This is a genomic window from Bacillus sp. N5-665 (assembly GCF_022637375.2).
In the GTDB taxonomy this organism is placed as follows: Bacteria; Bacillota; Bacilli; order Bacillales; family Bacillaceae_G; genus Bacillus_A; species Bacillus_A wiedmannii.
This window is the reverse complement of sequence record NZ_CP093325.1, coordinates 3,284,201-3,308,806: the sequence shown is the minus strand read 5'-3', so window position 1 is coordinate 3,308,806 and position 24,606 is coordinate 3,284,201. Positions and strand designations below refer to the sequence as shown.

The window sequence follows — 24,606 nt, the reverse complement described above, 5'->3', positions numbered from 1 at the left end:
ATTTTGAATTTGTAACATTATTTTTTCTATTTACGTTAGCAAGTGGCAGTATTAACCGATAAAAGAGCGTCGTGCCGAACTGATTAATGTGGTTAATCGGTTCTTTTTTTATTGTATAAAACGGAGGAGAATGTATGTGAAATATTGGTTTCTATAAAAATAATTGCTATGTATTTAGTGGGATTAATTGTCGATATTTGTTTGAAAATATGCAATATAAAGTAGGAGAATAGGAAGGAGTTTAAAGGGAGTTTCGTCGAAGTTTACACAATGTCGGCAATTGAGGGAAGCTGATATTATTTTGAGAAAGTATGTAGTGAAGCGTTTATTTTATATAAAGGAGGGTTATTCGAGCGTATAGATAAGGGTTGGTCTTCATTTTAAGTTCTGAATTTTCTGTTTTTGAAATTAATATTTAGCACTCATTTGTATATTTTATAATAGTTTTTTGATAAAATCACTGCTTTCGCAGAGGGTTCTTTTTTATGAAAGAAACGTCAATTTTCTTCATATATATATACAAATTGGAGAAATGGGGGAGCGCTATGCGCGATTACTTAATTAAACCACTTGTTGGTCAGCCGTATCCAATGATTTCACATGGAAAAGGTGTGTATTTGTATGATCAAAACGGAAATAAATATTTTGATGGCTCGTCAGGGGCAATTACGGCAGGGATTGGGCATGGCGTAAAGGAGATTGCAGATGTTATAAAAAAGCAAGCAGAGGAGATTGCTTTCGTTTATAGATCACAGTTTACGAGTGAACCAGCTGAAAAATTAGCGAAGAAATTAAGCGATTTAAGTGTAGGAGATTTGAACTGGAGCTTTTTTGTGAATAGTGGTACGGAAGCAAATGAAACAGCTATGAAAATTGCAATCCAGCATTTTCAAGAGCGAGGTATTCAAGGGAAGCATAAAATTTTGTCACGATGGATGAGTTATCACGGTATTACGATGGGAGCCTTATCAATGTCTGGGCATCCACTGCGCAGACAACGTTTCGTGTCAATTTTAGAAGATTATCCAACTATTCCAGCTCCATATTGTTTTAGATGTCCGGTGCAAAAGGTATATCCAACTTGTCAGCTTGCTTGTGCGACTGAACTAGAAAGATCCATTGAAAGAATTGGTGCAGAACATATCGCAGCTTTTATCGCTGAACCGATTATTGGAGCAGCTGGAGGCGCAGTCGTTCCGCCGAAAGAATATTATAAAGTCATTAAAGATATTTGTAGTCATTACGATATTTTATTTATTGCTGATGAAGTAATGACAGGGCTTGGTCGTACTGGCGCATGGTTTGCGATGGAGCATTGGGGTGTAGAACCGGATATTATGACTCTTGGTAAAGGTTTAGGAGCTGGATATACACCGATGGCAGCGACGATTGTAAGTGACCGTGTTATGGAGCCAATTTTACGTGGATCGCGTTCTGTAATGAGTGGGCATACGTTAAGTGCAAATCCATTATCTGCAGCAACAGCTCTAGCTGTTATTGAATATATGGAGAAACATAATCTACCTGAAAAAACAGCAGAAAAGGGAGAGTATTTAATAAAAGGACTACAGAAAGTTCAGCAACAATCGACAATCATTGCTGATGTGCGCGGAAAAGGGTTGCTGATTGGAGTAGAATTGCAATCGTTTACAAAGGCGTCGGAACTTATTTCGGTTGCAGCTAAAAATGGTCTTCTTTTATATCAAGCTGTTTCAGGGCAAGCAGGAAAAGAAGATAGTGCACTGCTTGTAGCACCGCCGATGACAACTACATATTCCGAGTTAGATGAATTACTTTCAATTTTTGCAAAAAGTGTAGAAGAAATGATGCAAAAAGGAGGGCATAGTATCGCATGACAACTATTACGAATACATTCGATAAATTAAAAGAGATAGAGGAAGTAATTTCTTTGTTCCACGATGATATGACATTAATGTTTGGAGGATTTGGGGGGATTGGATCCCCTCCATCTTTAATACAGGCGATTTTAGAAAAAGGAGTTACAAATTTAAATTTAATAGGAAATGACACGGGATTTCCTGATGTAGGAATCGGTCGTCTTGTTACGAATGAAAGAGTAAAATCATTAATTACTTCACATATTGGTTCAAATCCAAATGCAGGAAGACAGCTAAACGAAGGAAGGTTACAAATCGAGTTTTCTCCTCAAGGAACATTAGCAGAGCGTATTCGCGCTGGTGGTGTAGGACTTGGAGGTGTATTAGTTGATGTAGGTGTTGATACGATTGTAGAAGAGGGAAAACGTACAGTTGAAATGAATGGCAAGACATATTTAGTTGAAACAGCATTAACTGCAGAGGTTGCAATTGTATATGCGAAAAAAGCGGATCCGTTTGGTAATCTTGTGTTTGATAAAAGTGCTCGTAATATGAATCCTCACGTAGCTATGGCGGGGGATATAACGATTGTAGAAGCAGAAGAAATCGTTCCACTTGGAAGTTTAGATCCAGAAGAAATTGTTGTCCCAGGAGTATTTGTAAATTATATCGTACCGTCGGAAGGAGTGAATTGGAAATGGGTATGGGCGTAGAAGTGAGAGATAAGATTGCTAGGCGCGCGGCGAAAGAAATACAAAATGGTATGATTGTAAATTTAGGTATTGGTATACCATCGCTTGTACCGAATCATCTTCCTGACGATATAAACGTTATGTTTCATGCGGAAAATGGAATTGTAGGTATGGGACCTACGCCAAGAAAAGGGAATGAAGACGAAAATTTATGTAACGCAGCAGGTTTACCGACTTCTCTTATTACAGGAGCGAGTTATTTTGATAGTTGCACAGCGTTTGGGATGATTCGAAAAGGTTTATTAGACATAACGATTCTTGGTTCATTACAAGTAAGTGAGAATGGGGATTTAGCAAACTGGATTGTACCAGGAAAACGCGTTCCAGGTATTGGGGGAGCGATGGATTTGGCACAAAAAGCGAAGCGGGTCGTTGTTGTGATGAATCATGTTGATAAATACGGAAATGCAAAAATTGTTTCGGAGTGTACATTACCATTAACTTCAAAGAAATGTGTAGATTTAATTATTACGGATATGGCAGTTATGGAAGTGACGCAGGGTGGACTCGTTTTACAAGAATTAATGAGCCCATACACAGTGGAAGATATAAAACAACATACAGAAGCTGATTTTAAAATTGGTTCTAACTTACTAGTAATCGAATGAGGGGAGATGTAATATATGGAGCAATTAAAAAAGAAAATTTGTGATTATATCGAGAGTCATGAAGAGGAGAGCGTAAAATTTTTAAAACGATTAATTCAAGAAAAAAGCGTATCTGGTGATGAAAGTGGTGCGCAGGCAATTGTGATTGAAAAATTACGTGAGCTAGGTTTAGATCTTGATATTTGGGAACCTTCATTTTCTAAAATGAAAGAGCATCCTTATTTTGTATCACCGCGTACAAGTTTTTCAGATAGCCCGAACATAGTGGCAACTTTAAAAGGAAGTGGCGACGGGAAATCTATGATATTAAATGGACATATTGATGTCGTACCAGAAGGAGATGTGAATCAGTGGGACCATTACCCTTATAGTGGTGAGCAAATAGGGAATCGTATATATGGTCGTGGAACAACGGATATGAAAGGCGGCAATGTCGCACTGATGCTTGCGATGGAAGCCATTATTGAATCTGGTATTGAATTAAAAGGAGATATTTATTTTCAAAGTGTAATAGAAGAAGAGAGCGGCGGGGCAGGAACATTAGCGACTATATTACGAGGATATAAAGCAGATGGTGTCATTATTCCAGAACCGACAAATATGAAGTTTTTCCCGAAACAACAAGGGTCCATGTGGTTTCGTCTACATGTGAAAGGCAAAGCAGCACACGGTGGAACGCGTTATGAAGGAGTAAGTGCAATTGAAAAAAGTATGTTTGTTGTAGATCATTTGAGAAAATTGGAAGAGAAGAGAAATAATCGAATTACAGATCCATTATTTAAAGGAATTCCAATTCCAATTCCAATTAATATTGGGAAAATTGAAGGAGGGAGCTGGCCAAGTTCTGTTCCTGATTCGTTAAATTTAGAAGGAAGATGTGGTATTGCGCCGAATGAGACTATAGAGGCAGCAAAAGAAGAGTTTGAGAATTGGATCGCTGAATTAAATGATGTGGACAATTGGTTTGTTGAAAATCCTGTAGAAGTAGAGTGGTTTGGAGCGAGATGGGTTCCTGGTGAACTAGAAGAAAATCATGAGTTAATTACGACACTAGAGCATAACTTTGTTGAAATCGAAGGGAACAAACCAATTATTGAAGCATCTCCGTGGGGGACTGATGGAGGTTTATTTACACAAATCGCTAACGTACCAACGATAGTATTTGGTCCAGGAGAGACGAAAGTAGCACATTATCCAAACGAATATATAGAAGTTGATAAAATGATAGCTGCCGCAAAAATAATTGCATGTACATTACTAGATTGGTGTGAGGTGAAAAAATGAAATACTATGAATCTTTTAGAGAACAGACGAATGGCTATACAGTTGAAGGTGTTTTAGACTATTTTAATAAACGTATTCGAGTAGACCACTACACAGGAAATATTGAGAGGATTATCCAAACAATTGACGAATTAGCAGAGAAGCATTCTTTCACTAAATGTATTATTAAAGGAAAGGGAGAGCATGTTTCTACATGGCTCTCTTTCGGTTTTTTATTGGAAGCAACAATACCGCATTATTTTCAAGGTCACGATGCATACTTCTTTGTGAAATTTATTAGTGATGAAAGACGAAATAGTATTCATTGGGCAGAGGAAGATACCATTTTAAGCGGTGTTAAAGCAAAAGAAGTAAAGGAAAAAATAGTCCCAGAGAAATTTTTATTAAGAAAAGCGACAGAAGAGGATGCGGAAGAATTAGCAGCCGTCTTTGGAAAAGTATTTGAAGTTTATCCGACGCCTTTAAACGAAGCGAGTTATGTAAAACAAACGATGAAAGAAGACGATACAATTTACTATGTGTATGAATTCGAGGGAAAAATAATTAGTACAGCATCTGCAGAAATGAATATAAAAGAAGGAAATGCAGAATTAACGAATTGTGCTACTTTACCCGAATATCGTAAACATGGGTTTATGAAAAGTTTACTAATTAAGTTAGAAGAAGAACTGCAAGAAAAATCGATTTTCTGCTCCTATACAATTGCTCGATCACTTTCATTCGGAATGAATGCGGCCTTTCATCAGTTAGGTTATACGTATACAGGAAGATTGGCGAACAATTGCTACATTTTCGATAAGCTGGAAGATATGAATATATGGGTGAAAGATTTGTCTAAATAGTACGGTATAAAAAATAGAACGGAATCGTCATGCTTATAATCGCATATAGGTATGCCGGAAATCCGGCATGTTATTGCTGGATTTTCGGCAAAAGGGGGGATGACATTGCTAGCAGTTTCGACACAAGAAGTCATTGAAGCGATTTTGGGCAGTATTGATGAGGCTATACACGCAGTAGATGAAAATGGTATTACAATTTTCTATAATACTGTAGCTGCAAAACACGATGGATCAAAAATTGAAAAAGTGTTAGGTAAACATTTGTTAGAAGCGTTTCCCTCTTTATCTAGGGAAACAAGTACGTTAATGAAAGTGTTAGATACAAAAAAACCAATCGTTCATCAAGTTCAGCATTATCAAAATTTAAATGGGGAAGACATTTGTACAGTAAATACGACGTTACCTATTTTTATAGATGGAAATATTGCTGGAGCTGTTGAAATTGCAAAGGACTATTCTACAGTTCAAAAACTTACGGATACAATTGTAGATTTGCAGTCAAAAATAAAGCGGTCATCTAGAAAAAAAGCAATTAAAAAGCATGTTGCATTTGAGACGATCGTGACGGATGATGCTCGATTTAAACAGACGAAAGAATTAGCACAAAAAGTAGCGCCAACTGATGCAAATGTTTTAATATATGGGGAAACAGGAACAGGGAAAGAGTTATTTGTACAAGCGATTCATGAAGCTTCTAAACGGAAGAACAAGCCATTTATTGCACAAAACTGCGCAGCTTTGCCAGAGTCGCTATTAGAAAGTTTATTGTTCGGAACGACGAAAGGTAGCTATACTGGGGCAATTGAACGAGCGGGGTTATTTGAACTTGTGGATGGTGGGACATTGTTTTTAGACGAACTGAATTCAATGCCTCTCGATTTACAAGCGAAAATGCTACGTGTATTAGAAGATGGTGTAATTCGTCGAATTGGTGATAATAAGACGAGAAAAGTAGATGTTCGCGTTATTACCGCAATGAATCAGCCACCAGAAGTATGTTTAAGAGAGAATAAAATTCGTACGGATTTATATTATCGATTAAATGTCTTTTCATTATATATTCCGCCGCTACGTGAAAGAACTGAGGATGTATTATTATTAGCGTCTTATTTTTTGAACGAATATAATAAAAGTTATAAAAAAGGTGTACTTCAAATGGATAAGGAAGCGAAAGAAAGACTACAAGCTTATCAATGGCCTGGCAATGTTCGTGAGCTAAAACATACAATTGAACATGCTGTCATTATTGCAGAAAGGGATACACTAACAGCCAATTGTTTACCGCGTACATTTCGGAAAGAGAATCTGCCAAAGAAGAAGAGCATATTGCCACTTAGAGAAGCACTTCATCAAACGGAAAAGGAATTAATAGATCAAGCGCTAATTGAAACGGAAGGGAATATATTACAAGCTGCAAAAATGTTAGGTATCCCTCGCCAAACGCTTCAATATAAATTGAGTAAGTACGACAAAACCGCCGAATAATTGGCGGTTTTTGTGTGTTTGCACCAATAAAAGCGTGTTTACATATATAAAAAGTAATGAATATGATAGTATGTATGGATTTCATACAGTGCTTACAAATATTTTTTTGTTTATGTAATAGCGTTCTCCGTACATTTACTTATCAATAATGTAAAGTTGGCATAACTATTGCTTATATAAAGGATGAGCGTATAAAAAGGGGGAATAGCAATGTTACATGATGTATACAAACCAAATCGTCACTGGAAGGATATCGAGTTGTGGAAGGATGTTACGGAAGAGCAATGGAATGACTGGGTTTGGCAATTAACGAATACGATCAAAACTTTGGATGACTTAAAGAAAGTAATTAATTTAATACCTGAAGAAGAAGAAGGCGTTAAAATTTCAACAAAAACGATCCCGTTAAATATTACACCGTACTATGCTTGGCTAATGAATCCTGATGACCCACGCTGTCCGATTCGGATGCAATCTGTACCGATCTCGGAAGAGTTATATAAAACAAAATATGATTTAGAAGATCCGCTTCATGAAGATGAAGATTCACCAGTTCCAGGGCTAACACATCGTTATCCAGACCGCGTATTGTTCTTAGTAACGAATCAATGTTCTATGTATTGTCGTTACTGTACACGCCGTCGTTTTAGTGGACAAATTGGAATGGGTGTGCCGAAGAAACAATTAGATGATGCAATCGGTTACATTCGTGATACACCACAAGTACGAGATGTATTAATTTCTGGTGGAGACGGTCTTCTTATTAACGATAAAATTTTAGAATATGTATTAAAAAATTTACGAGAGATTCCGCATGTCGAGATTATTCGTATCGGAACGAGAGCGCCGGTAGTATTCCCGCAGCGTATTACAGAAAACTTATGTAACATTATTAAAAAATACCATCCAGTATGGTTAAATACACATTTCAATACTTCTATTGAAATTACAGAGGAATCGAAAAAAGCATGTGAAATGCTAGCGAATGCTGGTGTTCCAGTCGGAAACCAAGCAGTAATTTTAGCTGGTATTAACGACAGCGTTCCAATTATGAAAAAACTTATGCATGACTTAGTAAAAATCCGTGTACGTCCATACTACATTTATCAATGTGACTTATCTGAAGGTATTGGTCATTTCCGTGCACCAGTATCTAAAGGTCTTGAAATTATTGAAGGTTTACGCGGTCATACATCTGGTTATGCGGTTCCAACATTCGTTGTAGATGCACCAGGAGGCGGCGGGAAAATTGCGCTTCAACCAAACTATTTAATTTCGCAAAGTGCAGATAAAGTTGTGCTTCGTAACTTTGAAGGTGTTATTACAACGTATCCAGAGCCAGAGAGCTATATCCCAGGAAGAGCAGAAGGGTACTTTAAAGAAATCTATCCAAACTACGAAGAAAAACGTTCAGATGTTGGTATCGCAGGTCTTATGAGTGATAAGAAATTTAACCTTGTTCCAGACGACTTACAGCGTATGAGCCGTCGTAAAGACTATGAAGATAATGACACTCATGCATCACTAAAAGATAAACGTGATAAGCGTGATCAACTTAAAGACAAAAAGTATCAATCGCAAATGGCTAAATTAGAAGAAAACGACAAAAAAAATGAGGGTGATGCAGTATGAATTGTATGTGGTGTGACAGTACAGAAGCGAAAGAAAGCTTGAATACTGTATATTGGGAATTACCAGATGGTACGAAAGCCATTGAAATCCAAGAGACACCATGCATTTCTTGTTCCTCATGTGGTATGGACTATCAAGCAGATCAAACAGTGAAAGAAATAGAAGATCAATTGTTTCTAATTTATACGAAAGATTTACCAAAACAACTAACATATGAAGAATTAATGGGAAGACCACGTCTATTAAAAAGAAATTATTTCGACTTTTAACCAGCTTTTATGCTGGTTTTTTTCTTTTTTGCCTTGTATAATGTATCCAAGTTAGAAAGGCAGGGAATATTTTTGAAAAAGACATTTTACCACTATATGATGAAGCATCGTGCAGCTTTATTTAGTAATGAAGTATCGAATTTAGCAGAAGCAATGTATGATGATTTAAGCTTTCCAAAGCAATCTGAAGATTATGATGAAATTAGTTCATACTTAGAGTTAAGTGGATTGCTAGAAAGTATGTCTATATTTGATGAAGCTTGGGATTTATATATACAAGAGAGATAAGAACTATATGAAATTTTTGACGTGAAGCTAGTCTATTTGCTAGCTTTTTTTACGTTGTAAATAATTTTTTTATACGGTGATATTTTTTATTGAAAAAATTTATGAATATACGCTTCTGTGATAAGCGTTTTTATGTAGGTTGCATATACTGTTATCAAAATCACGACGTCAAAAAAAGGAGAGATATAGATGGCGAGAAAAAAGCAACCTAAATATAACGTAGGGGACATAGTCGTGATTACGCTATATGGAACCGTTGGTAAAATCACAAATATGAAGGTTTTAGATGGAGTTTACGTTTACGAAGTCAATAATCACGATGGGTTTTACGTAGAGCAAACGTTGCAGCACGTTTCAGAGCAAGATATGAAAAAAGGTGAAACTGAGTGGATTGAATTAAACTATAATTTCACATTTGGTGATCTCGTGCAAGTAACAGGATATGATAAAGATGTGTTTCGTATTGTTGGTTTTCGTACAGAAGTATGGAGATATAAAAATGACGCATGGGAAGATACTATATACGAATTGTCACGAATTACGGATGGAGAATGGTTAGAAGCGGATGAGTCAGATTTAACGTTACTTGCTAATGCTCAAACGGCAAATGCAATTTTGAAGAAAATGAAACAAGATAAAGCTGGTATGAATAAATTAGATTTAGGAAAATTAAAGTCAATTAACAACTCAAAAAAAGTGAGTGTTAAGACAAATCGTCAAGAAATCATTGATGGATTACTTGATATTTATAACGATTATCAATTGTTATTCGATACATTTAAAGATGAAGAATACAAAATTGTTATGGATGTTGTTCATAATTATTTAGTTAAATTGACAGAGAAAAAATAGTTAACTAGAAAGAGAGAATGAATTGAACAACAACATATGCAGTATAAGGTATGCCTACAATTATTAAAAAAATAAAAAGCCATTTAATAAGAGAGTCTGCCCATTGATCTTCATGCATGAACTCTTCTTTTGTTTGCCCTACTTCTTGTTCTACCTCATATTGGTATTCCATAATTAAATCCCCCTTTTTGATAGCTTGTACTACCATCGTATGCATCTCGTCCAAAGGATATGACCTATAAAAAAAGAAAAACTATTTTTCTAATCTCATATACATAATTTTGAGATTTTTTCATAAAACAGAAATAAAGGAGTGATGCTCATGAAGGAAATTGAGGTCGTAATTGATACGGAAGAGATTGCGGAGTTTTTTTATGAGCAACTAATTGAAAGAGGGTACGTCCCAAAACGAGAAGAAATTGAAGATCTCGCAGATATTACATTCGAGTATTTATTAGAGAAATGTATGATTGATGAAGTTTTTGATGAAGAGGATGAGTGAAAGTAACGGCGGGCTTAACTCGTCGTTTTTTACTCTTTACAAACTTGTCACAAATATAGTCGGAAATTATTGGTATAATTAAAAGGAAATTTTACTCAAGAGGTGAAGGGATGTTCAAAAAAATTATTGATTCTTTATTAGGTAGGAAAAAAAATCGTTCGTATTCTAGTAGTGATTATCGCCATAGAGGTCGCTCTTATTCAAGTAGCGATTATAAACGACGTTCATCTGGTTATGGGCATCAGCATTATAAAAGAAAACGTAAAAGTCGTAGCTTCTTTTCAAGTAGCTGATGAAATGGCGTCGTATACTAGCTTTATTTGATAGACCACTGCGAAAAAATACAATCGTTGCAGAACGTTATAAAATTGAATCAGTAATTGGAATGGGCAGTTATGGGGTTACATATGTCGTTAATGACTTACAAATAAATAGATATAAAGTCTTAAAACAATTAAGACAGAGTAAACAAAGATATGAGTCTGGTAGAAAATCATTTGAACAAGAGAAAATGATTTTACAAACATTAAATCATCATGCAATTCCTAGTTTATATGATCATTTCGTATGGGAGAAAAAAAGCTTTTTCGTGATGGAATATATGCCTGGTAAAAATTTCGAAGATTATATTTTCTTAGATGGGCATGCATATACAGAACGTGAAGTTTTTAAAATTTTATATGAAATATTAGAAATTGTATCGGTGTTTCATAGTAAAGGTATTATTCACCGAGATTTACGTATTCCGAATATATTAATGAAAGAAAATCGAATTAGTATTATTGATTTTGGTTTGGCTAAATTGAAGGGTGAGGGTGATGAACGAGCTACAACTTATGAAGGTGAACAAGCTTTGATGCGAGAAGTTCACTTTCGTAGCGATTTTTATGCGCTTGGTCATTTCTCGTTATTTTTATTATATGCAGGCTATGAATCTCATGAAAAACATGAAAAACCATGGTATGACGAATTAACTTTGGAAAATTATAACCGTGAGATGCTTATGCGAATGTTACAAATAAAAACGCCGTACTATGAGAATGTACAAGATTTAAAAAAAGATATAGCTTTTGCTTTAGAAAGGATGGAGGTTCCATGTTTCAAAAGTTTTTAGCAAGTGTTGGTATTGGTAATGCAAAAGTAGATACAGTTCTTGAAAAAGATGAGTATATTGTTGGAGAAGAGATACTAGGGAAGGTTCATATAACTGGTGGTTCAGTTAGCCAACAAATTGAAAGCATTTACTTAACGTTATCGACGTCGTATGTACGAGAAGTGGATGATAAAAAAGTAACAGCAACATATGATTTAGAGCGAGTTCGTTTAACAGAACCTTTTTCTGTTGAGCCGAATGAAAAAAAAGAAATTCCATTTTCATTTATAATGCCAGTTGAAACGCCGCTTACACTTGGAATGAAAACCGTTTGGGTGCATACAGGTCTTGATATTAAACGCAGTATAGATCCAATTGATCGTGATTACATTCAAGTGTTGCCCAATGCACTATTAAATAGTGTGTTGGAGAGTGTAAATCAATTAGGTTTTAAAGCGCGTCATATAGAATGTGAAGAATTACCGTATCGATTACGTAAGCAAGTTCCGTTTGCACAAGAATTTGAGTTTGTTCCTGTTTCCGGAGAGTATTATGGGAAATTAGATGAACTAGAATTATTAATCTTACCAAGCGCTTACGATCGCTTAGAAATTATTATGGAAGTAGACAGAAAATCTCGTGGATTAGCAGGTTTATTTGCGGAAGCGCTTGATCTTGACGAGAAAGTGGTTCGCTTTACAGTAACGAACGAAGATATTCCAACAATGCAAGAAAAAATTAACAATTATATTTTTTAATAAACTATGCATAAAAAAGAAATGGAGAGGAAAACTAAAACAACCGCTCCATTTTTTTGCATAGTGAGGTTATGTATGTGAAACGATATCGACATTTATACTTGTTAAGTTTTACGCTACTCATTTGTTTTGTCGTATTATCACTTTCGTATCATACCGCTTGTATTGAGAAATTTGACAATATAGTCGCGCATTTTATTCAAAGCTTTCGAAACGATTACTTGACAGCCTACTTTACTTGGGTGTCTTTTATCGGTTCCAAAAGAATATATTTTCCGTTACTCATCATTCTTGTAATGTATTTTCTCGTTAGAAAAAAGTTGCTTAGTGCATTACTTCTAACAATTAATTATTATGGATCTCGTTATTTAAACAGTATGCTTAAACTATGGTACGAACGAGCAAGACCTGATGTAACGCAGCTTGTTACTGCAACTGGATATAGTTTTCCGAGCGGTCATACGATGAATGCTACTGCTTTTTTAGGATTTATTGCATACGTCACAATTACTGAAGAACGTATTACATTGCATAAAAAATTGTTGATTATTTTTATAGCGAGCTTTGTTGTATTATCTATTTCAGTTAGCCGAATATATCTTGGCGTTCACTATCCATCTGACATATTAGCAGGATGGGCAGCTGGCGGTAGCTGGCTCGTTTTATGTGTTATATTTCATAAAGCGTTCATTAAAAAAGAACCTATGTCATAATAGGTTCTTTTTCCATTGGTTCAACATGAATGTGTGCATGGTAAATGCCAAACTTTTTCCGAAGCATAGCCTCGATGTTGTCAGTAATACAATGACTTTCACCAACATCCATACGAGCATCTACCTCGATTGTAATATCAACGTACGTTTGATTCCCGTACATACGCGCGCGAATGTCTACGATGTTTTCCACGCCACCAATATGTTCAATAGCACCAGCGTACTCTTCCATCTTATCTGGATCGATTCCATCCGTTAACATATGAGAAGCTTCTACGAAAATCTCCCATGCAGTTTTACAAATAATAAGGCCGACAATTAAAGCGGCAATAGGATCTAAAATAGGCATTTGGAACTGCGAACCGACAATACCTACTACTGTACCGATACTTACGAGAGCATCTGATAAATTATCCTTTGCAGCGGCTTCTAATGATTTACTTTTTGTGCGCGCTGCAATCTTTTTCGTATACAAATACACAAAGTACATAACGACAGCAGAAAATAAGGCTACCCATGCAGCAAGTACATTAGGCGCTGCTTGTTTCGGATTAAAAAAAGATTGAATGGCGCTAATAACAACTTCTAAACCGACCGTTGCCATAATAAAAGAAGCAACGAGTGATGCAATTTGTTCTGCGCGCGAATGCCCATAAGGATGATCTGGGTCACGAGGTTTACGAGAGATTTTTAGACCAATTAATATCGCTAAAGAAGCACCGATATCCGTTAAGTTATTTAAACCGTCAGCACGTAATGCGCTAGAGAGGGTAATATAACTGATGATGATTTTCATAGAGGATAAAAATATGTAGGCCATAATGCTGACAATCGCACCTTTATCAGCTTCTTTATGAGAAAGAGTATCCATTTTAATCACTCACCTTTCTACAAGGAATTTCTTTCTATAAATAGAGTACCAAACGAAACTTGTGTGGGTCTATACAAACATTGTTGACGTTTTTTAGGTTTTTAAGAAGGGGATAACAAAGTTTCGTAAAGGAAAAATATGTTGTAAAGTGCAAAGTTAGGGTGTGAACGCGATTTGGATCGAGGGGATAGGGGAAAGGATACATATATTATGATGAATCCGTATACTACACCGCTCAAAGGTGATTGGGCAAAATAAAAACCCTCTAGAAAATATTTTTCAGAGGGTCTTCATCTTATCTTAGTATGCTTCTAAAAACTCAGTAACTTGCTCTTCAGTTTTTGCGTTAGCACTATGTAAGTGGCCTAGCTTCTCGCTATTTTGATATACAAGTAAACTTGGAATACCCATTACTTGATACTCTTCAGCGATACTTGGGAACTCATCTTTATTAATAGAATACCATTCAAACTTATTGAACTCTTCCATTACATCTCCGATAAAGTTGTCCATACGCACACAATCAGGGCACCATGTAGTAAAGAACTTAACAACTACTGGCTCCTCACTTGCGATGATGTCTTTGAATTCCTGTTCAGATTTGATTTCTTTCATGTTTTGTTTCTCCTTTTTCACTATCAATATTTTTGGTTGTTTAGTTGGTGTATTTGCTGTGAAATGAAAACTTCTAACGAAATTCTAACGAGAGTTTTCTTTCTGAATAATTCGTTTGCAAATTGATCCACCGCAGTTTCTTGAAGTCCTGGTACAACATGGAAAAAATTGTCCAATGTGATACCTACTCTGTTAAGTCCTAAACGTTCGCTAATAATCTTCGGATGTATACCTTAGAAACTAGAAACGAATATTAGGAACCTCACTTTTCTTTATAAGCTTTTTCATGAGCTGTGTCAAACTTATGAATTGTAAGGTTACTATTTTAAGTAGGGTAAATCAAATTGTATTCATGATAGCCATTGCTATAACGTTCTTTTCTCACATATTTTTATGAGATGTTTATGAAGCGCCTATAATATAATGTCGGATAAAACAAGCAATCTCTTTCCGGCACTTAGAGAAGGTAAATGGTGGATGATCATTACTCATAAATTTTATGAGTGAATTAAACAACAAGCAGGAAATTCAAAAAAAGATGTAGGGGATGCATATATGAATTTAGAGGAATCGTTATAAGAACTTATTCGTGAAGTTGTGAGAGAAGAGATTAGGGCGGCGTTATCTGAGTACCAGCAATAATCACAACCAAATAAAGAAATGTGGGTGAAAGAAGCGTGACTAACAAGGGGGATGTAGATGCGGTAGAAAAAGATTATTATATTATTCTTTCAGAGGGGGAATTAGGATGTTGAAATGGGTAAAGAAACTGTTTTCAAAAAACGCCCACCTTGCATTGTTTGTGAGAAACAATGCAAGGTGAGCTTCACTTAAAAGAAACGAATTGGATTTTTGAAAATTGTGCCCAAATTACGCATGAACAAGGTATTGAAATAGATACCTATACCTTTTTACACCTTATTCCATAAATAAGAAAGCTGGTGGGCTTCTGATTCAAGAGCTATTAAATGATCATTATTAATAGAGTTATTCGTATACATTCTGTTCTTTTGGATGTTAAGGACAGTATAATTCACATCGTTATATTCATTTGAAAATGTTGATTCATTTAATAATGTTAGTGTTGAGTTGATGTTATATTTATCAATTCGCTCTTTCTTTCCTTTGAAAAATAGTTTAATAAGATGCGGGTCATCATTAATGAGCAAACCGAGTTCAGGTGATGAGCGGACGATTAAATTATCTGATAACCAATGCGATTTACCTGGATCAAACCAAGAGACGTCTTTGTTTTTAATAAATTTTTTGTACTGCTTTATAACATCAATGTAGTTTTGCTTTTTCTTCTGATCAACAGTTTGTACTAATGTTTCAAAACATTCAAAAGGTAGTTCGTTTTTATGAAATTTAATAACAGTTTCTCGTAATTGTTTCCAGTAATCAAAAACCGGGTGATATTCAGGTTGAGATTTTAAATTCTTTACAAAATTTGTTTTAGCAGTACTACTTTTCAGTGTGAAGTCTAAAAATTGTGTAAGTCCCACTTTAATTTCCGCCATGTTACACCCCCTTTCCAAACATTACTAATTCGATATTGGAAAGGGAAATCCTGCATTTTTAAGTAGGTGAACTAGATGTTAGAAAAACGATGTTCATACACATGGAAGTTGAGGGAGAGTAATACTAAAATTTCATTTGCTTTTTTACTGTAATAAATAAATTCATTTGAATAGAAGTGAAAAATAGAGGTTTGCCTTAGTCATTTATGAAAGTCGAGAATATTTATAACCATAGGAGTAAATATACAGGTCCGATTTTTGTAATGATGGAGGGAATTGATGTGGACATAACTCAAAGCATGGCAAGAATAGTGGTTAATGGGAAGGATCTTCCGTTTAATTCAGTTAGAACTTCTGTATGGAATCAAGGGCCTGTAAATGATTTAATTGTTTCAACAAATCAGAGAGTCGAGGAGTTTTATCAATTTATGTGGTCACAAGTGCCAGTCACGCTTGCGATGTATTTTCTTCAGGGTGCGGACTTAATGAGGTTTGCCAGAATTATTGGAATTAATCAAAGTGTAACGGGGGAATATATATATCATTTCTCTTGGGGATAAAACGAATGTAAAGTAGCTTAACAGTTGCTTTTTTATTTTGTAGAAAGAAAGTGGGGATTTTAATACCTTACAAATGTATAGTCATTAAAAAAGAAGTAGCAATATGTATAAAAATAATACAGAATTACGCTCAATATATGAGCATGATTACTTAGAAAATTTGCTTTTATAAAGCAACCTAATAAAAGAGGGAAAACGAAGAGATAATTTGAATTTTTAACAGGTAGATGTGGGATTGAATAAGATGAAAGTAATTACTTAATGTTGGGATAGGTTATAAATGGAGAACCAACTAAAAGAAATATTTGGTGCATTGATAGCAGCTATAGGTACAATAACTGCCGCTATTGGAAGTACACCTTTTTATTTTATAAGCAGTAATGTAAGGAAAGATTTGAGTGTATACGGGAACGTATTACAAGCAGTTGGAAATGCTTTAGAGGCTGATGGTCAAGGGGAAATATCTCTTGAAAAAATCGGGAATGAAATTCAATCAATTGGTAATGTAACTGTAATATCTGGATTGGTTATTGAGTTTAAAGATGAAACAAAAATTAAATTAGTGATTGCTGGGAATTGGACACAGGCTTTAGGAGGACTTACAGCATTAGCAGATGAATTTGAGGATACTTCAGATAAAGATGAATCTTTAAATATAGTAGGAAACTTAATGCAAGCTACCGGGAATTCATTGCAAGCAATTGGAGGTATTTATGAACTGAAAACTAATAGAGAAGAGAGACAGTATGGTAAAGAAAATCGATTAAATGATATTAAAAAAAATTCAAACATTCAAGTGAACAGCGAACCGAATGAAAAAAATAAAGAAGGACAACTTATAGAAATAACAGGAAGTTGGATACAAGCCGTAGGTTCCGTAATTTCATTAATTGGACAAATACGTGAAGAAAGTGAGGAGTTGGAAGGGAGCGATTGATAGACTAGCTTAAAAAATTAAAATGTAACTATTTTCTAAAATGACAATGAGTAATGTTTACCTTGTTTTTGATGAACCATTTTTATATGAAAATCATATAATATATTGGAGGACAAGCAACCAGCTTATAATCTATTAAATACTCAAAGAGCTTACCTTTTATATATCTTCGCATTTACTGATCTAGATGCTCTTTTTTATTGAACAAAACACCCATTTGGATAGGAGGTTATTAATGGGGATGACATTAGAAGAATTAGAAAAGTGTTATAATAAAGCCTTTATTGAGGGAGCAGAGTACGTAGCTGTTCAGATTGAAATGGATGGATTTCATAGTGATGAAGTAATTATTAACGACAAATACAGTATAGATTCTAAATTAAAGTATTATAAGAAAACATACAATGAAAATTTAGAACATAGATGGATTCCAGGGATTCGTATTGTAGGTTTTGCATATGGCTATTCGTTCTCAGAAATTCTATATGAATTAGGGTTGCTAGTGAAGTAATGATTAAACAAATAGCAATTATTTTAAACGATGCCGTGATTTTAGTGGCGTCTTTTTTGTTGTGAAGGAAAGATATAAATAAAAAAGAGAGCCTAAGCTCTCTTTTGAATAGATACCTAACGTTTATGCACAGATTGGAATTCCTAATGCTATTAAGGTCAATGCTACTTGAAGAGAAAGTTCTAATCTAGCAATTTCGATTCCAGCGACTGAGACCACTAAAAGAGGTTGTCCATTAACGAACAAAACACAACTTTCCATACTTACGCCTCCTTTCGAGTAATCTAATATAGTATATGAATAAAAATTTAATACGTAATAGTCAGATTATAGAATTTAATAGAATTGATAATTTAACCTATGGTATAAAAAATTTAAGTAGACTAACAGCCGATTTATTAACACCATATATGAAGGGCAAGAATATATTAGGAGTATATAAAAACGTAGGAGTGGTAAATATGTTCTTTGCAAAGTTACGCGGTAGGAATGAAGTTCCATCAGTAGAAACAGATGCTCGAGGAGAGGCTTTCTTTAAATTAAGCCTGGACAAGCTTAGCTTAAAATTCAAATTAGATTTATTCGATATAGAGGATGTAGTTGTTGCCCATCTGCATCTTGGATCAAAAGGAACGAACGGTCCTGTTGTAGCTTTTTTATTTGGACCTATAACAAATCCAGTTTCAATAGAGTGTGCAACCCTCACAGGAATGATTACTCAAGATGATTTGGTCGGGCCGTTAGCGGGTCAAACATTAGGTACTCTTGTAAATGAAATCATATCTGGAAACATATATATTAATGTTCATACCGTACAACATCCTAATGGTGAAATTCGTGGACAATTGAAGTATTGTTAATGAATAAAAGTAGTGAAAAATAAAGCATCCGTTTAGGGTGTTTTTATTTTGTGAAGGTTGTATAGAGAAGTAATCTATTTTTAGTAATCTTGAACATTCATTTCTAAAATTTTGAAAGTGGTCGAATTTAAAAAATAGTTATCAGAAACTTGTTAATGAAATGCTCCTCCAAAAATTAAATTAGTATTAGTAGATGAACCTTGTAAATGACATATGCAAGTGTAACAGATAATAAAAATTCTTTAAACTTAATCAAAGCTAATAGATTAATTCTCCACACCCACTGAAATAAAAATCATAACATAAATTGTAATTACTTTTACGGAAGTGAGATGAAAATAATGTTTTATTCATATTTTACTACCCAAGCAGGTATACGACCAGCGTATGGTACATCAATAACGTTTAGCGGAGCACAAAGTACGGTTCAAGCTGTTCAACAAGCGTTACAAATGCAACAACAAATGCAAATGCAGCAACAAGGTATCCAGCCGTATTATTCATCTATGGAGTATTTTTACCCAGTGCATCAAATCACACCGTATGGAAGTTCTTTTCTTACTATCCCATATGGAACTGTATTTAATCTATAAATTGAAAGTTTAATCAGTAGGGGGCAGGTATCCCAAACCGATTATTAGTCCTCGCCAATTGGACATATACGGACGATCCGGCTCCTACCTACCTTTCTTGCATGTTCCGAAATTTTTTTGGGCGTCTTATTACCCGCAAATGGAGAGGGATATGTAAGCGCCAAATAGTCCTCACCTACAATTTGTAATTAACCGATGAGATAATCTCCGTACATACTACAAGTGTTTTTTTTGATGAGAAGATACCGATTAAAGAAAAAGTGAGAATTATCTTATCATGACAAATGATGGTTAGTGGCTCTGTATGCAAGGATATATGAACATTTATTTACGCGGACCAGATCGAGATGTAACAACGAAGTCCTATCTGCGGGTATATCGTACAGGATGATTGTCCTATAACTATCAACCTACAAAAAGCAGGAGAACATCTGAATAGTTTTTTTACTGGTTTTGAAAGATATTTACAGCCATAATATCTAGTATTTTGTTTATAATTGTAAATAGTTATTGAAATGTGTAAATGTTATTTTTTTATTAATAAAAAAAATAGGAAAAATAATGCAACTTTTTAATTTGTTTATTCGTGTTATATATGAAAGGAGGAGGGGGATGGAGATTGAAGAAATATATAAGGTTTATATAAACGATGTGTACCGGTATTTATTTTCCCTTTCTCGTAGCCATCACGTAGCAGAGGACTTGATGCAAGAGACTTTTTATCGAGCGTATCTTTATTTAGAAGACTATGAAAATCAAAAGGTAAAATCATGGCTTTTTAAAGTGGCATATCATACTTTTATTGATTTTGTTAGGAAAGAAAATAAAGTAACTTTTGTAGGAACGGAGGAATTAGAGACGATACAAGCGGGGGAATCTACAGAAGAGTATGTAGTCGCAAAAAATAGTTATGAAAAGTTAATTCAGATTATTCATACTTTACCGGTGGTAGAGGCACAAGCTATTTTATTATGTGACGTACATCAATTAACGTACGAAGAGGGTGCTTCTGTACTAGATTTAAAGTTAAATACGTATAAAAGTCACATATTTCGTGGGAGAAAGAGATTAAAAGAATTGTTAAAGGAGGAAAAGAGTCAAAATGACAAATGATAAACCTCATTCTGAACAAGATGATTATAAAGAATTGTTACAAGAAGCTCTTCATCAAAGACCGGCTGCCCTTCCTGATGGAAAACAAGAGCAAGTGTTGAAAATAGGTAAAAAAAGAGCGCGTATTACGAATGTTTTAATTGTATTTACTTTTTTATTACTTATTCAACCTATTTTATATATATCAACACTCTTATATTATACATTGGCACCTACAAACGCAATGGAGATACGGAATGTAGTGAATCAAACGTTAAGTGTAACAGAACCAAATGTATTTTTGAAAGATAGGGACATGGAGCAAACATTGTTACCACTTAGTTTGCAATTGCATTTTGATTTATATAAAAGGGTAGGGAAGAAAGATATTCGAATAGGAGAAGAGAAAACAGATTATGTATTTAGTAGAGCAACGAAAGTAAGCCGTGAATATACAACAGATGAGAAAATTCCAGAAATCCCGTATATAGATAACGAAGTATTATCTCATCCTAATAATTATAATGCGTCCTATAATAGTGGTGAAGAAGCGCAGGTATTAAAGGGTCTTCCGCAAGAATCTGTTGTAGAAGCATTTGTATCTTTTAGAGAATTATTAAGTGTACAAGAGGTAACAAATATGTTTCCTACTATTGATATCGTTTGGTATGCCGTTAATACAGGATTAGAGGAGAAGCAAATGAATGATGAGGGTATGTATGTAGCCCCGATTGGCTTCCCAGCAGATATGATTTCAAGGCCAAGTGGTGCTTTTGAAAGTGATTCACCTCATGAGGAACAATTTATTGATGTTTTAAAGTCATTACAGAAGCATGAAAATTTAGCAGTGAAGCTATCTAGAGCAAAAGTATTAGAGTTGTCAAAGCGTATTTCTTTCCTTGAAAAAAATGGGGTAAAAACATACGGGATGGTTGTAACTGGGCCTAAAGTAGAAGTTGAAAAATTGATGAGCCACGAAAAAGTTAGAAAATTGAAAGTAGGTGAAGCGAGGTTATGGAATTGGCATTCTTAAAAAAAAGAAAGAATCGTATTTATAAACAGGAAACGTGGATGGGGACTCTTTCATTAATTATTGCCTTTTTAGCGTTATTGTATTTAAACATTATATTGCTTATTCAAGAAACATTTATAGGTAAAGGTTTTCTACAAATAGTTGGTATTGGAGTGGTGTGCTCAGTCGTAGGTATGATCACAAAAAGCAAAAGTCGAAAATATGCATTGTGGGCATGTAGTTTATTTGTTTTTATGCTGCTGTTTGCTATATTTGGATTTATGTTAGGTTGGATGGTAAGCTTTGGGCCATAAATATGTGGGAAAGAGCGAATGTAGATTCGCTCTTTTTTGTAATGAAAGTAAAATAGATGTATCGTGCAATCCATTAAATTTGAATGGATTGCACGATACATCTAGGTTGTGTTTTTATTAATATGTTTTCCTCTCAAGTGTATATAAATAGGCGACAAGTATAGTGCTAAAACAATAGCTCGTCCAAACATTGCGAATCCCTCTTACATAATATGTAGTAATAAGCATGAAAGGGGAACTAGTATGTCTTGCTATTACTACTGTAAGTATTGTAAAGAGTATAAAAAGAAACAGCATGATTGTTGTAAGAGCACGAGTAAGTGTAATGACAACGAGGAGAAGCTTGTTAGGGCATCTGCATTTAGAGCTAGAAATACGGTGAATCAAACGGTTCCTGCCAATACTTTTGTAAAGGTATTGTTCCAAAATGAACAATTTGATTTAGCAAATGAGTATAATCCAGTAACGTCTATTTTTATACCGAAGACTAGGGGAGTTTACTCTATTATTGGAACGATTGGTTTCTTTCCAAACGATCCTAGCTTAAATTATAGAGCTCGTGTAGAAATTCGTGTAAATGGAAACGCAGCAATAGCTATAGATAATGACTTTTTCGGCCCAATAGGTTTTGGAAATGTAGTAAGTGTCTCGACGATTATTCAATTGAATGAAGGAGATCAAGTTGAGGTTTATGCACAAAGTAGCATAGACGGAGTTTTAAGTCCTTCAGAAGACGGCTCACATTTTGAAGCTGCAAGATTCCCTTCTCCAATTAAATAAAGTCGAGTAAAAAAAAGAGAAAGAATAATCCTCACCCAAATGGTGGGGATATTTTATTTTATTGAAAATAGTAACAGTTTGTCCAAGCTATTCTAATCTATATTGCATAGTATGTAATAATAAATTTAAAGGGGGGACTTACTACGTCTTATTATTACTGTAAGTATTGTAAAGATTACAAAAAGAAAAGTCACGATTGCTTTAGAAAAAATAGTCAATGTGATAGAAAGTATGTACAAGTGAATTGTTGTGATGATAAGAAAGAAAAGCTTGTAAGGGCGTCTGCATTTAGAGCTGTTAATACAATGAATCAACCTGTTCCGGAAAATACTTCAGTTAAAGTATTATTTCAAAATGAACAGTTTGATTTAGCGAATGAATATAATGCAGCAACATCTATTTTTATTCCGAAGACTAAAGGGGTATATAGTGTATTAGGGAATATAACATTCTCTCCAAATGATTTTAATGTAAATTACAGAGCTAGAGTTGAAATTCGTGTGAATGGAAATCTAGCAATAGCAATTGATAATGATTTCTTTGGGACCGGTGTATTTTTTAACAATGATGTTTCAGTAACGTCTATTCTTCAATTAGAAGCAGGGGATTCAGTTGAAGTTTTTGCTGAGAGTAGTGTTGCTGGAGTAATTGTTCAAAATGTTAATGGTTTGAATACGGTTCATTTTGAAGCTGCAAGATTTCCTTCTCCAATAAAATAACGAAGAGAATATATTACTTTTCAGTAGGTTTAGTTAATCCCCTTTACCAAATGGTGGGGGATTATTATTGTTTTTCTAAAATATATAAGTAAATAGGTTAAATATAGTTTGTTTCAGGAGAATTTCACATGCTAGGATGTAAGGTTGAAAGTGCTAGCTTATTATGAGTATTAGATATTCTGCAGGTAATAAAAAGCGTACAACGAAACGAGTAACATGGTTGTGAAAGTTCTTAGGCATTACATTTGCTAGTCGTCTTATGGAATAGAAAAGACATCTTATTTTATAAATACATAAAAGGCCGTATAATTACGGGCTTTTTCTTTACTATATAGAAATTACATATTTAACATAGGTTTGTGTAGGTATTGCTATTGTATGGAAAGGAAAAACATTAAGACGATTACACTATATAAAAATAAAATAAATCCTAAGATGAGTAGTATTGGATACAACTTGAACATATCTGACCTCCTTGAGTATATAAAGAATTTTAATACATTTATGGTCAATTTAGAAGGGAAATATATTAGATGAAAGATGATTGAATGAATACACTAATTTAACAGTGTAGTGAATGTATAATAAATAAAGGAGTATTGTTGATTACACATTGATTAAATTGTTTATAAGCAGCAGGTAGGTTGATTGCCTGTGAAATATAAAAGTAAGCAGGTTTATGTGTACAGAATGAGAGATAAATAAAAAAAGAGCATACATAAAAAGTACGCTCTAAAGAAAGATAGGTTTTATGAGTGGATAATCTCCATACGATAATATATGCTCGACTAATAAAAACGTGTAAAAAATCAATAGATTATCAATGGAATAACATAAAATGAGTAATTTTGGTCTATTCCCGAAGTCGCGGAGCTAACCAAATTGTAAGGATTGTGAATAGAATGGATTAACAACTGGATAATGATCGTACTTCAGTTTCGTATTTCTTATAGTTTGGATATTGCGTAATAGTTTGACACTTAGGTGTGGAAAGTTGATTTATTATAGAAACATTTGTAATTACCTCGTTACAAGGACCGAAAAATGTGATTTTTAGTTTTGAGTTTGGTGGAACTTTGACCACGATAGGTTTTTTTTCCATGAAATCAGCTCCTAAGACGCAGTATTGTATACTGCGTTTTTTGTTTAGATGATAAAGGCGTATTAATATATAATATGAAATTTTTAGTTGAGTTGATAATGATATGGAGTTTAATGGTGTAATTAGATTATGAGGAATTAGTAGAAACTTAATTAAAAGATCATATATTTTGAAAAAAATATAGATTCTCCTTATTTATATTAT

The 24,606-nt window shown here is 34.4% G+C and carries 32 protein-coding genes; 25 read left to right on the top strand and 7 right to left on the bottom strand.

Annotated features, from left to right (window positions below):
* Positions 1-545: 545 nt before the first annotated feature.
* From MNO09_RS19560 to yodN, 10 genes are all read left to right on the top strand, one after another.
* Positions 546-1,856, top strand: coding sequence for an aspartate aminotransferase family protein (locus tag MNO09_RS19560; protein WP_001205890.1), 1,311 nt, complete (start codon positions 546-548; stop codon positions 1,854-1,856).
* Positions 1,853-2,551, top strand: a complete 699-nt coding sequence (atoD, locus tag MNO09_RS19555) for an acetate CoA-transferase subunit alpha (RefSeq protein ID WP_000208097.1) — start codon at positions 1,853-1,855, stop codon at positions 2,549-2,551. Before MNO09_RS19560 ends, atoD begins: the two co-directional genes overlap by 4 nt.
* Positions 2,536-3,198, top strand: a complete 663-nt coding sequence (locus MNO09_RS19550; protein ID WP_000525267.1) for a CoA transferase subunit B — start codon at positions 2,536-2,538, stop codon at positions 3,196-3,198. Before atoD ends, MNO09_RS19550 begins: the two co-directional genes overlap by 16 nt.
* 15 nt (positions 3,199-3,213) lie before the next feature.
* Positions 3,214-4,482, top strand: coding sequence for a peptidase (locus MNO09_RS19545; protein WP_000436671.1), 1,269 nt, complete (start codon positions 3,214-3,216; stop codon positions 4,480-4,482).
* Positions 4,479-5,324, top strand: coding sequence for a putative beta-lysine N-acetyltransferase (gene ablB / locus MNO09_RS19540; protein ID WP_000878611.1), 846 nt, complete (start codon positions 4,479-4,481; stop codon positions 5,322-5,324). The genes MNO09_RS19545 and ablB overlap by 4 nt, the downstream gene beginning before the upstream one ends.
* A 99-nt stretch (positions 5,325-5,423) precedes the next feature.
* Positions 5,424-6,809 carry an arginine utilization transcriptional regulator RocR gene (gene rocR, locus MNO09_RS19535; RefSeq protein WP_078183181.1) on the top strand — a complete coding sequence of 462 codons (1,386 nt, stop codon included), beginning with the start codon at positions 5,424-5,426 and terminating at the stop codon, positions 6,807-6,809.
* Between the two features lie 210 nt (positions 6,810-7,019).
* Positions 7,020-8,441 (top strand): lysine 2,3-aminomutase, encoded by a 1,422-nt coding sequence (kamA, locus tag MNO09_RS19530; protein ID WP_000902134.1) that lies wholly within the window; start codon positions 7,020-7,022, stop codon positions 8,439-8,441.
* Positions 8,438-8,710 (top strand): YokU family protein, encoded by a 273-nt coding sequence (locus MNO09_RS19525; protein ID WP_000995761.1) that lies wholly within the window; start codon positions 8,438-8,440, stop codon positions 8,708-8,710. Before kamA ends, MNO09_RS19525 begins: the two co-directional genes overlap by 4 nt.
* A 72-nt stretch (positions 8,711-8,782) precedes the next feature.
* Positions 8,783-8,998, top strand: a complete 216-nt coding sequence (locus MNO09_RS19520; protein ID WP_000750728.1) for a YozE family protein — start codon at positions 8,783-8,785, stop codon at positions 8,996-8,998.
* Between the two features lie 189 nt (positions 8,999-9,187).
* Positions 9,188-9,850 (top strand): germination protein YodN, encoded by a 663-nt coding sequence (gene yodN / locus MNO09_RS19515; protein WP_000101496.1) that lies wholly within the window; start codon positions 9,188-9,190, stop codon positions 9,848-9,850.
* A gap of 4 nt (positions 9,851-9,854) precedes the next feature.
* Here the strand turns inward: yodN and MNO09_RS19510 are convergent, their stop codons facing one another.
* Positions 9,855-10,022, bottom strand: a complete 168-nt coding sequence (locus MNO09_RS19510; protein WP_000456535.1) for a DUF3930 family protein — start codon at positions 10,020-10,022, stop codon at positions 9,855-9,857.
* Positions 10,023-10,172: 150 nt separating this feature from the next.
* Between MNO09_RS19510 and MNO09_RS19505 the strand changes: the two genes are divergently transcribed.
* The 5 genes from MNO09_RS19505 to MNO09_RS19485 all read left to right on the top strand — a co-directional run bounded on the left by MNO09_RS19505 (position 10,173) and on the right by MNO09_RS19485 (position 12,916).
* Positions 10,173-10,352, top strand: a complete 180-nt coding sequence (locus MNO09_RS19505; RefSeq protein ID WP_000658451.1) for a YozD family protein — start codon at positions 10,173-10,175, stop codon at positions 10,350-10,352.
* A 110-nt stretch (positions 10,353-10,462) separates the two neighbouring features.
* Positions 10,463-10,645, top strand: a complete 183-nt coding sequence (locus MNO09_RS19500) for a hypothetical protein (RefSeq protein ID WP_000473373.1) — start codon at positions 10,463-10,465, stop codon at positions 10,643-10,645.
* Complete coding sequence (locus MNO09_RS19495) at positions 10,645-11,466, top strand: serine/threonine protein kinase (protein ID WP_000872029.1); 822 nt, start codon at positions 10,645-10,647, stop codon at positions 11,464-11,466. The genes MNO09_RS19500 and MNO09_RS19495 overlap by 1 nt, the downstream gene beginning before the upstream one ends.
* Entirely contained in the window at positions 11,448-12,203 is a 756-nt protein-coding gene (locus tag MNO09_RS19490; RefSeq protein ID WP_000486601.1) for a sporulation protein, read from the top strand. The genes MNO09_RS19495 and MNO09_RS19490 overlap by 19 nt, the downstream gene beginning before the upstream one ends.
* Positions 12,204-12,280: 77 nt before the next feature.
* Positions 12,281-12,916, top strand: a complete 636-nt coding sequence (locus tag MNO09_RS19485) for a phosphatase PAP2 family protein (RefSeq protein ID WP_000833364.1) — start codon at positions 12,281-12,283, stop codon at positions 12,914-12,916.
* Here MNO09_RS19485 and MNO09_RS19480 read toward each other — a convergent pair.
* The 4 genes from MNO09_RS19480 to MNO09_RS19465 form a co-directional block, all read right to left on the bottom strand.
* Positions 12,906-13,787 (bottom strand): cation diffusion facilitator family transporter, encoded by an 882-nt coding sequence (locus tag MNO09_RS19480; protein WP_000380378.1) that lies wholly within the window; start codon positions 13,785-13,787, stop codon positions 12,906-12,908. The genes MNO09_RS19485 and MNO09_RS19480 overlap by 11 nt on opposite strands.
* 300 nt (positions 13,788-14,087) lie before the next feature.
* Positions 14,088-14,402: a thioredoxin family protein gene (locus MNO09_RS19475; RefSeq protein ID WP_000658778.1), complete on the bottom strand. Its 315-nt coding sequence runs from the start codon at positions 14,400-14,402 to the stop codon at positions 14,088-14,090.
* Between the two features lie 23 nt (positions 14,403-14,425).
* The gene (locus MNO09_RS31060) at positions 14,426-14,578 is read right to left on the bottom strand and encodes a hypothetical protein (RefSeq protein ID WP_240515226.1); all 153 of its coding nucleotides are present in this window, start codon (positions 14,576-14,578) and stop codon (positions 14,426-14,428) included.
* A gap of 735 nt (positions 14,579-15,313) precedes the next feature.
* Positions 15,314-15,922, bottom strand: a complete 609-nt coding sequence (locus tag MNO09_RS19465) for a hypothetical protein (RefSeq protein WP_000807977.1) — start codon at positions 15,920-15,922, stop codon at positions 15,314-15,316.
* 206 nt (positions 15,923-16,128) lie between these two features.
* Here MNO09_RS19465 and MNO09_RS19460 point away from each other — a divergent pair, with 206 nt between their 5' ends.
* From MNO09_RS19460 to MNO09_RS19450, 3 genes are all read left to right on the top strand, one after another.
* A complete protein-coding gene (locus MNO09_RS19460) occupies positions 16,129-16,482 on the top strand; it encodes a hypothetical protein (RefSeq protein WP_000862002.1) in 354 nt (117 codons plus the stop codon).
* Positions 16,483-16,762: 280 nt separating this feature from the next.
* Positions 16,763-17,419, top strand: coding sequence for a DUF6944 family repetitive protein (locus tag MNO09_RS19455; protein WP_000431331.1), 657 nt, complete (start codon positions 16,763-16,765; stop codon positions 17,417-17,419).
* 235 nt (positions 17,420-17,654) lie between these two features.
* Positions 17,655-17,930: a hypothetical protein gene (locus tag MNO09_RS19450; RefSeq protein ID WP_000525902.1), complete on the top strand. Its 276-nt coding sequence runs from the start codon at positions 17,655-17,657 to the stop codon at positions 17,928-17,930.
* Between the two features lie 123 nt (positions 17,931-18,053).
* Here the strand turns inward: MNO09_RS19450 and MNO09_RS19445 are convergent, their stop codons facing one another.
* Entirely contained in the window at positions 18,054-18,191 is a 138-nt protein-coding gene (locus tag MNO09_RS19445) for a DUF3956 family protein (protein WP_000443219.1), read from the bottom strand.
* Positions 18,192-18,391: 200 nt separating this feature from the next.
* Here MNO09_RS19445 and MNO09_RS19440 point away from each other — a divergent pair, with 200 nt between their 5' ends.
* The 7 genes from MNO09_RS19440 (at position 18,392) to MNO09_RS19410 (ending at position 23,300) form a co-directional block, all read left to right on the top strand.
* Entirely contained in the window at positions 18,392-18,790 is a 399-nt protein-coding gene (locus MNO09_RS19440) for a CHRD domain-containing protein (protein WP_000464549.1), read from the top strand.
* Between the two features lie 341 nt (positions 18,791-19,131).
* Positions 19,132-19,383 (top strand): DUF3947 family protein, encoded by a 252-nt coding sequence (locus MNO09_RS19435; protein ID WP_000500106.1) that lies wholly within the window; start codon positions 19,132-19,134, stop codon positions 19,381-19,383.
* Positions 19,384-19,995: 612 nt separating this feature from the next.
* A complete protein-coding gene (locus MNO09_RS19430; protein WP_000401928.1) occupies positions 19,996-20,496 on the top strand; it encodes a sigma-70 family RNA polymerase sigma factor in 501 nt (166 codons plus the stop codon).
* The gene (locus MNO09_RS19425; RefSeq protein WP_000180314.1) at positions 20,486-21,508 is read left to right on the top strand and encodes an anti-sigma factor; all 1,023 of its coding nucleotides are present in this window, start codon (positions 20,486-20,488) and stop codon (positions 21,506-21,508) included. The genes MNO09_RS19430 and MNO09_RS19425 overlap by 11 nt, the downstream gene beginning before the upstream one ends.
* Positions 21,490-21,801 (top strand): hypothetical protein, encoded by a 312-nt coding sequence (locus MNO09_RS19420; protein ID WP_000417675.1) that lies wholly within the window; start codon positions 21,490-21,492, stop codon positions 21,799-21,801. Before MNO09_RS19425 ends, MNO09_RS19420 begins: the two co-directional genes overlap by 19 nt.
* Positions 21,802-22,044: 243 nt before the next feature.
* Positions 22,045-22,581, top strand: a complete 537-nt coding sequence (locus tag MNO09_RS19415) for a C1q-like domain-containing protein (protein ID WP_001278094.1) — start codon at positions 22,045-22,047, stop codon at positions 22,579-22,581.
* 119 nt (positions 22,582-22,700) lie between these two features.
* Positions 22,701-23,300: a hypothetical protein gene (locus MNO09_RS19410; RefSeq protein WP_070168767.1), complete on the top strand. Its 600-nt coding sequence runs from the start codon at positions 22,701-22,703 to the stop codon at positions 23,298-23,300.
* Between the two features lie 907 nt (positions 23,301-24,207).
* Here MNO09_RS19410 and MNO09_RS19405 read toward each other — a convergent pair.
* Complete coding sequence (locus tag MNO09_RS19405; RefSeq protein WP_000412573.1) at positions 24,208-24,402, bottom strand: hypothetical protein; 195 nt, start codon at positions 24,400-24,402, stop codon at positions 24,208-24,210.
* Between the last annotated feature and the right edge of the window lie 204 nt (positions 24,403-24,606).

Coding starts and splice junctions, on each gene's coding strand:
- MNO09_RS19560 (WP_001205890.1), top strand. CDS start 546: ATGCGCGATTACTTAATTAAACCACTTGTTGGTCAGCCGTATCCAATG.
- atoD (WP_000208097.1), top strand. CDS start 1,853: ATGACAACTATTACGAATACATTCGATAAATTAAAAGAGATAGAGGAA.
- MNO09_RS19550 (WP_000525267.1), top strand. CDS start 2,536: ATGGGTATGGGCGTAGAAGTGAGAGATAAGATTGCTAGGCGCGCGGCG.
- MNO09_RS19545 (WP_000436671.1), top strand. CDS start 3,214: ATGGAGCAATTAAAAAAGAAAATTTGTGATTATATCGAGAGTCATGAA.
- ablB (WP_000878611.1), top strand. CDS start 4,479: ATGAAATACTATGAATCTTTTAGAGAACAGACGAATGGCTATACAGTT.
- rocR (WP_078183181.1), top strand. CDS start 5,424: ATGACATTGCTAGCAGTTTCGACACAAGAAGTCATTGAAGCGATTTTG.
- kamA (WP_000902134.1), top strand. CDS start 7,020: ATGTTACATGATGTATACAAACCAAATCGTCACTGGAAGGATATCGAG.
- MNO09_RS19525 (WP_000995761.1), top strand. CDS start 8,438: ATGAATTGTATGTGGTGTGACAGTACAGAAGCGAAAGAAAGCTTGAAT.
- yodN (WP_000101496.1), top strand. CDS start 9,188: ATGGCGAGAAAAAAGCAACCTAAATATAACGTAGGGGACATAGTCGTG.
- MNO09_RS19510 (WP_000456535.1), bottom strand. CDS start 10,022: ATGGAATACCAATATGAGGTAGAACAAGAAGTAGGGCAAACAAAAGAA.
- MNO09_RS19505 (WP_000658451.1), top strand. CDS start 10,173: ATGAAGGAAATTGAGGTCGTAATTGATACGGAAGAGATTGCGGAGTTT.
- MNO09_RS19500 (WP_000473373.1), top strand. CDS start 10,463: ATGTTCAAAAAAATTATTGATTCTTTATTAGGTAGGAAAAAAAATCGT.
- MNO09_RS19495 (WP_000872029.1), top strand. CDS start 10,645: ATGAAATGGCGTCGTATACTAGCTTTATTTGATAGACCACTGCGAAAA.
- MNO09_RS19490 (WP_000486601.1), top strand. CDS start 11,448: ATGTTTCAAAAGTTTTTAGCAAGTGTTGGTATTGGTAATGCAAAAGTA.
- MNO09_RS19480 (WP_000380378.1), bottom strand. CDS start 13,787: ATGGATACTCTTTCTCATAAAGAAGCTGATAAAGGTGCGATTGTCAGC.
- MNO09_RS19475 (WP_000658778.1), bottom strand. CDS start 14,402: ATGAAAGAAATCAAATCTGAACAGGAATTCAAAGACATCATCGCAAGT.
- MNO09_RS19465 (WP_000807977.1), bottom strand. CDS start 15,922: ATGGCGGAAATTAAAGTGGGACTTACACAATTTTTAGACTTCACACTG.
- MNO09_RS19460 (WP_000862002.1), top strand. CDS start 16,129: ATGAAAGTCGAGAATATTTATAACCATAGGAGTAAATATACAGGTCCG.
- MNO09_RS19455 (WP_000431331.1), top strand. CDS start 16,763: ATGGAGAACCAACTAAAAGAAATATTTGGTGCATTGATAGCAGCTATA.
- MNO09_RS19450 (WP_000525902.1), top strand. CDS start 17,655: ATGGGGATGACATTAGAAGAATTAGAAAAGTGTTATAATAAAGCCTTT.
- MNO09_RS19445 (WP_000443219.1), bottom strand. CDS start 18,191: ATGGAAAGTTGTGTTTTGTTCGTTAATGGACAACCTCTTTTAGTGGTC.
- MNO09_RS19440 (WP_000464549.1), top strand. CDS start 18,392: ATGTTCTTTGCAAAGTTACGCGGTAGGAATGAAGTTCCATCAGTAGAA.
- MNO09_RS19435 (WP_000500106.1), top strand. CDS start 19,132: ATGTTTTATTCATATTTTACTACCCAAGCAGGTATACGACCAGCGTAT.
- MNO09_RS19430 (WP_000401928.1), top strand. CDS start 19,996: ATGGAGATTGAAGAAATATATAAGGTTTATATAAACGATGTGTACCGG.
- MNO09_RS19425 (WP_000180314.1), top strand. CDS start 20,486: ATGACAAATGATAAACCTCATTCTGAACAAGATGATTATAAAGAATTG.
- MNO09_RS19420 (WP_000417675.1), top strand. CDS start 21,490: ATGGAATTGGCATTCTTAAAAAAAAGAAAGAATCGTATTTATAAACAG.
- MNO09_RS19415 (WP_001278094.1), top strand. CDS start 22,045: ATGTCTTGCTATTACTACTGTAAGTATTGTAAAGAGTATAAAAAGAAA.
- MNO09_RS19405 (WP_000412573.1), bottom strand. CDS start 24,402: ATGGAAAAAAAACCTATCGTGGTCAAAGTTCCACCAAACTCAAAACTA.